The sequence below is a fragment of the Sphingomonas sp. Leaf25 genome (assembly GCF_001421635.1).
GTDB lineage: Bacteria > Pseudomonadota > Alphaproteobacteria > Sphingomonadales > Sphingomonadaceae > Sphingomonas.
In genome coordinates, this window is record NZ_LMKU01000012.1 from 623,273 (window position 1) to 629,842 (window position 6,570).

Consider the following 6,570-nt stretch of genomic DNA (forward strand, 5'->3'; position numbering starts at 1 on the left):
CCGGTTGCTCCTACTCACAAGTCGGAGCCTCCGCCAAACCCGGGGCGCTTCAATCCGGCTGCCGGATACAGGCACGAGCGATTCCGCTGTCGAACGCTATGCGCGCCTGTTCCTCGCCGCCGAGCAGCAGGTGATCGATGGCGGTGCCGTGGCACCGACGCAGCAAAAGGAATTGGCGGCTACCGCGTCGGTTCTTGACGCAATGCGCGCGAACGGTGCGGAGGATCTGCGCATCGTGCTCGATCGTGAGTTGGTGGTACCGCAGAACAAGCAGAACGATTCTGCGCGACTGACCAAGGCGTGGCTGTGCGAAGGGCAGGTACGCCTTGATCCCGGTGCTTATGCCGAGCGGTTCGTCGCTGACTGGAAAGCGGTAACCACCAACAGTATGGCGGCTAGGATCCGGACCGATAAAGCGATCGTCGACCAGCGGCAGGTGCGGCTCCAAGCCCGTATGTTGCGCGAACCGGCGCTGGAACGTGCGCTTGACCGCGCCATGCCGGAGCGTCAGCTTCGGATCGACGAACCCGGATCCAGAGGGCCGGGACGCCAACGCGATTTCGGCATAGAGAAGTAGCGCGATGGAGACTGCCGGGATGTTTGCCACCAAAAGCGACTTTGCCGGAACCGCCAGCACCCGTGTCCGTCGCCCGACCAAGGCGTTCGAGGCCGCCCTCGACCGGTTGTTCGGCGAACGGGTCCGGGATGACGGTGCCTTCGGGGTCGATTTGTGGTGTGCGCTTGCCGGTGTCGACTGGCGCAACCAGCATGGCGAAACGATATGCTACTCGCATCGCGGTGCCGGCGATGTCGTCGCCTGGGTGCGGGAGGATGGCGACTATCTCGACTGGTACGCCAGCGGTGAGGCGGGGGAGGTCGCCGACCGGATCAGCGACCCGCTGGCCGACGCGGGCTGGCCATGGTCCATTCCGGTTTTGATCGGTTCGAAGACCGCAAGATCGTGAACCCGTTCATTATACCTGCGGCTGCGGTGGCTTGGATCTGACGGTAGGACACCAGATCGAAGTGTCAGAACCGCTCGGGGCTATTGAAAAATGCCTCACGTCCCCCGGCCGGCCGTCTTGCAAGGAATCCTGATTGGGACTGCTGTGCGCGCTCTGGTTCGACGAGTGCGAGCCTTTTCGATCAATACTTGAACTGGCTGCCGTTCAGGCATGACCTGTATCGCTGAAGTGCCCACCGAACCACGGTAACACGGCCGTCTCGACCACCACGTACCCAAGGCCCGACCGCTCATTCTTAATTCAGCGCGTAACATTCCGATGTCGCGACGTTCTGATCGGTCGCGGGGTTGGTCCCCTGCAACAGGCAGATCATGAACCTCTTGCGCAGGCGCAGGGTCACGACCGGTCCGGTCGGCGCGACATAGGAGCTGACGATCGTACCGCCGGCATCCAGCAGGGCGGTCAGCGACTGCGATACCGGTGCCAGCTTCGTCGGCATGGACAGCGCCTTGTCGGGCGACTTGACCCCCTCGCCAAGCGGCCAGCGCGTCTCCTGCGCAGGGAGCGATGCCGCCGACAGGCCAAGGATCAACGCAAGAGCGAGAGGAAGCGGTTTCATGGACGGACTCCGTGGCGATTGTCGGCGGCTTGATCGTGGTTCGGGCCGGCATCGCCGTCCATTGTCAGGCCCTGCTGGCTCACAGGGGAAAGATCAACAGGGTGGACGTCGCCGACGCACATAACCGTCCCTGCGCGTCGACCAGCCGCGCTTCGGAAAAGCCGACACGTCGGCCCAGCGACACGACCTTTCCCTCCGCCCGCACCGGTCCGCTCGTGTCGGTCAAGGCCCGGTGATACGACACCTTGAGTTCGAGTGTCGTATAGCCCTGTCCTGCGGGCAGGCTCGAATGCACCGCGCAGCCGCAGGCGCTGTCGAGCAGCGTCGCGGCATAGCCGCCATGGACCGATCCGATCGGATTGAAGACCTTGCGCGAGGGCGAACCCTCGAACACCACGCGGCCGCGTTCCAGCTCGACCAGCGCGAATTCCAGCGTCTCGCCGATCGGGGGATGGCGGTTGGCCGCCATCAGTGCCGCCAACTGGTCGTGCCCGTCCAGTCCGGCATGGTCGATCAGGACGTTCATGCGTCGGTTTCCTCCTTCTGTGGGATGCGTGCATGAGGCTGCGTCGCCGCGATCCACGCGCGGGTCTCGCGCAACAGTTCGTCGGACAGCGCGGTGTCATCGACCGCGCGGGCCAGGACGACGGCGCCGACCATCGCCGCCCACCGCCCGATCGCGGCACGGCGCCGTGCGGCGTCGTCATCGCCGGGCAGTGCCTGCGCGAAGCGATCGAGATGCGCGTCCAGCCCGCGCGCCATGGCGGCCCGGGCGTCGGGCGTCTGGTGCCGCATCAATCCGGCGAGGCTGGCCATCGGGCACCCCTGATCCGGGTTCTCGCGGTGCAGCGGCGACAGATAGGTATCGGTCCACGCTTCGACGTCGGTCATCGCCGAGCCCTCGCCCGCCAGCGTGTCGGCGATGGTCGCGGCGATCAGCTCGTCCTTGGAAGCGAAGTGGCCATAGAAGCCGCCATGCGTCTGCCCGGCGGCCTTCATCACATCGGCCACGGTCACGGCGGCAAAGCCGCGGTCGCGAAACAGCCGGCTTGCTTCCTGCAGGATGCGGTGACGGTTCTCCACCATCTGCTCGCGACTGACCTTCATCGAAATAATCTCCGTTCGCCCGTTGACGTTTCATGATGACCATCACATTTAGTCATTCATGACGACTGTCATCAATATAGTAACTCGATCCGAAAGGGCAATCCAATGACTAAGCCTGCCGTCCTCATCACCGGTGCTTCCTCCGGGATCGGCGCGACCTATGCCGATCGGTTCGCCCGTCGCGGGCATGATCTGGTCCTCGTCGCGCGCGATGCCGCCCGTCTCGACGCGCTGGCGTCGACGCTGACCGCCGAAACCGGCGTCGCCATCGACGTGCTGCCGGCCGACCTGACGGACCTCGATCAACTGGCGGCGGTTGAAGCGCGGCTCCGCGACGATGATCGCATCGGCATCCTCGTCAACAATGCTGGCGCCGCGCTGGGTGGCAGCTTCGTCGATCAGCCGACCGAGGCGGTCGATCGCCTGATCGCGCTCAACACCACCTCGGTCGCCCGGCTCGCCAGCGCGGTGGCACGCCGGCTCGCGGCACGCGGCGATGGCGCGATCATCAACATCGGTTCGGCCGTGGGGCTGGCGCCGGAATATGGCATGACCGTCTATGGCGCGACCAAGGCGTTCGTGCAGTTTCTGTCGCAGGGGCTGGCGATCGAGCTGGGACCGAAGGGCGTCTATGTCCAGGCCGTACTGCCCGCGGCGACCCGCACCGAGATTTGGGGCCGCTCCGGTGCCGACGAGGCGTCGCTGGGGCCGATGATGGACGTGAATGCGCTGGTCGATGCCGCGCTGGTCGGCTTCGACGCGCGCGAAGACGTGACGATCCCGCCGCTGCACGACGGCGAGTTGTGGACCGCCTTCCAGACCGCGCGGCAGGCGATGCTGCCGGGCTTCGGCGCGATCGACCCCGCGCCGCGCTACACCGCCTGATCCCGCGCCCCTTTCCCGAAAGACCTTCGTCATGTCCGATCCCGATCTTTTCTCGTTCTATCGTCTCGGTGCCGTCACGCTCGCCAACCGTCTGGTGATGGCGCCGCTGACCCGTAATCGGGCCGGTCCCGACATGGTGCCGACCGAGCTGATGGCGGAATATTACGGCCAGCGTGCGTCGGCGGGCCTCATCATCACCGAGGCTTCGCAGGTGTCGCGCCAGGGACAGGGCTATCAGGACACGCCCGGCATCTATTCGGACGTGCAGGTCGCGGGCTGGCGCAAGGTGACGGAGGCGGTCCATGCCAAAGGCGGTCATATCTTTCTCCAGCTCTGGCATGTCGGCCGCGTCAGCCATGTCGACCTGCAGGAAGACGGCGCGGCACCGGTCGCGCCCTCGGCGATCCGCGCTGAAACCAAGACGGTGGTGGGCGGCGGATTCGTCGACGTCTCCGAACCGCGCGCGCTCGAACTCGCCGAAATCCCCGGTATCGTCGACGACTTCCGCCGGGCGGCCGCCAATGCGATCGCGGCCGGCTTCGACGGGGTCGAGGTCCATGGGGCCAACGGCTATCTGCTCGACCAGTTCGCGAAGGACGGCGCGAACCACCGCACCGATGCCTATGGCGGCGGCATCGCCAACCGCGCCCGGCTGATGATCGAGGTGACGGCGGCGGTCGCCGCCGAGATCGGGGCCGATCGTACCGGCATCCGCCTGTCGCCGGTATCGCCGGCGAACGGCATCGACACCAGCGATCCGCAGCCGCTGTTCGATCATATCGTCGGGCAGCTCGACGCGCTCGGCATCGCCTATATCCATGTCGTCGAGGGCGCGACCGGTGGCCCGCGTGATGCGGTGCCGTTCGACTATGCCGCGCTGCGCACCCGGTTCCGCGGCACCTACATCGCCAATAACGGCTTCGACCGGGCGCTGGCTGAGGCGCATCTGGCCGATGGCAAGGCCGACCTGATCGCGTTCGGCCGCCCCTTCATCGCCAATCCCGATCTGGTCGAGCGGATGCAGGCCGGCGCGCCGCTGGCCCAGATTGATCCGCAGACGCTGTATGGCGGCGGCGCGAAGGGCTATACCGATTATCCGGCCCTGGCGAACGAACCGGAGCAGGTGGCATGAAGGCCTATCAGCTCGAACGCTATGGCAAGGGGCAGCGGCTGACGCTGACCAACCTGCCCGATCCCGTACCGGCAGCGGGCGAGGTGCTGGTCGAGATCCACGCGACCGCGATCAACCAGCTCGACGGCAAGATCCGCGACGGCGCGTTCAAGCCGATCCTGCCCTACAAGCCGCCCTTCATCCTCGGCCACGACCTTGCCGGCATCGTCGTCGCGACCGGACCGGGCGCGCACCGGTTCAAGATCGGCGACGCGGTCTATGCCCGGCCGCGCGACGGCCATATCGGCACCTTCGCCGAACGGATCGCGGTGGCGGAGGCGGACCTCGCTCCCAAGCCCGTCAGGCTGTCGATGGCGGAGGCGGCGTCGGTGCCGCTCGTCGGGCTGACCGCATGGCAGGTGCTGGTCGAGACCGCAGGGCTGAAGGCTGGCCAGAAGGTGCTGATCCACGCCGGTACGGGCGGGGTCGGCACGATCGCGATCCAGTTCGCCAAGCATCTCGGCGCGATGGTGGCTACGACCGCCAGCGCCGCCAATGCCGACCTCGTCCGCAGCCTGGGCGCGGATGTCGTCATCGATTACCGGACGCAGGATTTTTCCGAGCTGCTGTCGGGCTACGATGTCGTGCTCAACAGCCTCGATGCCAAGACGCTGGAAAAGTCGCTCAAGGTGTTGAAGCCCGGCGGCAAGCTGATCTCGATCTCCGGCCCGCCCGATCCCGCCTTCGCCAAGGCACAGGGTCTCAATCCGGTCCTGCGTCTCCTGTTCCGCCTGCTCAGCACCGGCATCCGCCGCAAGGCCAGGCGTGCGAGCGTCGACTATTCCTTCCTGTTCATGCACGCCGATGGCGACCAGTTGGCGCAACTGGGCGCGCTGATCGATGCCGGCACGATCCGCCCGGTACTCGATCGCGGTTTCACCTTCGATGCGCTGAACGACGCGGTCGCCTATGTCGACAGCGGCCGCGCGAAGGGCAAGGTCGTCGTCACCGTCCGGCGCGACGCGGCATGACCGCGTCAGAGCGCTGGACGTCGGTCGCGGGTGCGGGTCGTCTACCCCGATGCCGGGCATTGCGGCATCTCCCGGGATCATGAGGCGTTCGTGACCACGGCCCGGGCGTTCCCTGCCCGATAACGCGCCAGTTTTGTCAAAAAACGATCTCGCCGCGCGACACGGCGCTGACCCCGCGATCCCGGCCGGAAAAATCGCCCAGCGCGTTGACGACGTTGTAGCGTACCACGTTCAGTTTGAAACCCGCCTAGGTGGTGAAGAAGGCAAGGTCATCACCGACGACGTGGCGGCGGATCAACAGGCCATTGGTCCATGTTCCGGTTGCGCCATCGACGTATTCGTCGGCTTCGAGGTCGGCGAGTTCGAAGTAGGCCCAGTCGTGAAAGCGCTCGCCCTTGGTGCCTTTGCCCGCCGACAGACGCTGCCATGCAGCCGGATCGAGGTCATTTGCGATCCGCGTGGCGGTGCCCGCGACGACTGGCTTGTCGCCCCATGAGCCGAAGCGATGGTCCCCCTTCACGCCCAGCACATAGCCCTTGCCGGCACGGCGCAGCACCTGCTCGATGTCGCCGACGCCGTAGACCGCATCCGCCGCGACCCAGGCGAACGGCATGCTGGCCGTGATCGCACGCTCGATCATCTTCACCGCCAGCGCCGGTTTGATTGCGAATGCCGTGCCCTCCCGTACATGCGCAGCCGCCAAGGCGTACCGGGTCAGCGATCCAGCTCTTCGGCAGATAGAGCGCACGGTCGACGAAAGCATGGCCCTTGGCCGAGACATAAGCGGCGAACACGCCGATCTGGCAGTTGGTCACCTTGCCGGCCGACCCGGTGTACTGGCGCCCCACGCCG

General features: G+C 66.2%; 8 protein-coding genes and 1 pseudogene. 5 read left to right on the forward strand and 4 right to left on the reverse strand.

Translation table 11 applies throughout. The annotated features are described in order from the left end of the window. Window positions 1-4: 4 nt before the first annotated feature. Complete coding sequence (locus tag ASE78_RS07445) at window positions 5-577, forward strand: hypothetical protein (protein ID WP_162236471.1); 573 nt, start codon at window positions 5-7, stop codon at window positions 575-577. Between the two features lie 19 nt (window positions 578-596). After that, window positions 597-965, forward strand: a complete 369-nt coding sequence (locus tag ASE78_RS07450) for a hypothetical protein (protein ID WP_156351318.1) — start codon at window positions 597-599, stop codon at window positions 963-965. A 295-nt stretch (window positions 966-1,260) separates the two neighbouring features. Here the strand turns inward: ASE78_RS07450 and ASE78_RS07455 are convergent, their stop codons facing one another. The 3 genes from ASE78_RS07455 to ASE78_RS07465 form a co-directional block, all read right to left on the reverse strand. Continuing rightward, window positions 1,261-1,584: a hypothetical protein gene (locus ASE78_RS07455; RefSeq protein ID WP_056495096.1), complete on the reverse strand. Its 324-nt coding sequence runs from the start codon at window positions 1,582-1,584 to the stop codon at window positions 1,261-1,263. A gap of 79 nt (window positions 1,585-1,663) precedes the next feature. Next, window positions 1,664-2,110 (reverse strand): PaaI family thioesterase, encoded by a 447-nt coding sequence (locus ASE78_RS07460; protein WP_055760644.1) that lies wholly within the window; start codon window positions 2,108-2,110, stop codon window positions 1,664-1,666. After that, window positions 2,107-2,691 carry a TetR/AcrR family transcriptional regulator gene (locus ASE78_RS07465; RefSeq protein WP_056495097.1) on the reverse strand — a complete coding sequence of 195 codons (585 nt, stop codon included), beginning with the start codon at window positions 2,689-2,691 and terminating at the stop codon, window positions 2,107-2,109. Before ASE78_RS07465 ends, ASE78_RS07460 begins: the two co-directional genes overlap by 4 nt. A 105-nt stretch (window positions 2,692-2,796) precedes the next feature. Here ASE78_RS07465 and ASE78_RS07470 point away from each other — a divergent pair, with 105 nt between their 5' ends. Genes ASE78_RS07470 through ASE78_RS07480 form a run of 3 tightly spaced genes read left to right on the forward strand, consistent with a single transcriptional unit; the run spans window position 2,797 to window position 5,718 of the window. Further along, on the forward strand, window positions 2,797-3,576 hold the full coding sequence (locus ASE78_RS07470) for an SDR family NAD(P)-dependent oxidoreductase (RefSeq protein ID WP_056495098.1): 780 nt from the start codon (window positions 2,797-2,799) through the stop codon (window positions 3,574-3,576). 31 nt (window positions 3,577-3,607) lie between these two features. Next, a complete protein-coding gene (locus tag ASE78_RS07475; RefSeq protein ID WP_056495100.1) occupies window positions 3,608-4,708 on the forward strand; it encodes an alkene reductase in 1,101 nt (366 codons plus the stop codon). Then, window positions 4,705-5,718 carry an NADP-dependent oxidoreductase gene (locus ASE78_RS07480; protein ID WP_056495105.1) on the forward strand — a complete coding sequence of 338 codons (1,014 nt, stop codon included), beginning with the start codon at window positions 4,705-4,707 and terminating at the stop codon, window positions 5,716-5,718. Before ASE78_RS07475 ends, ASE78_RS07480 begins: the two co-directional genes overlap by 4 nt. Before the next feature lie 250 nt (window positions 5,719-5,968). On the opposite strand, the pseudogene ASE78_RS07485 reads toward ASE78_RS07480, so the two are convergent. After that, window positions 5,969-6,570, reverse strand: a pseudogene (locus ASE78_RS07485) (IS701 family transposase); the annotation flags it as partial.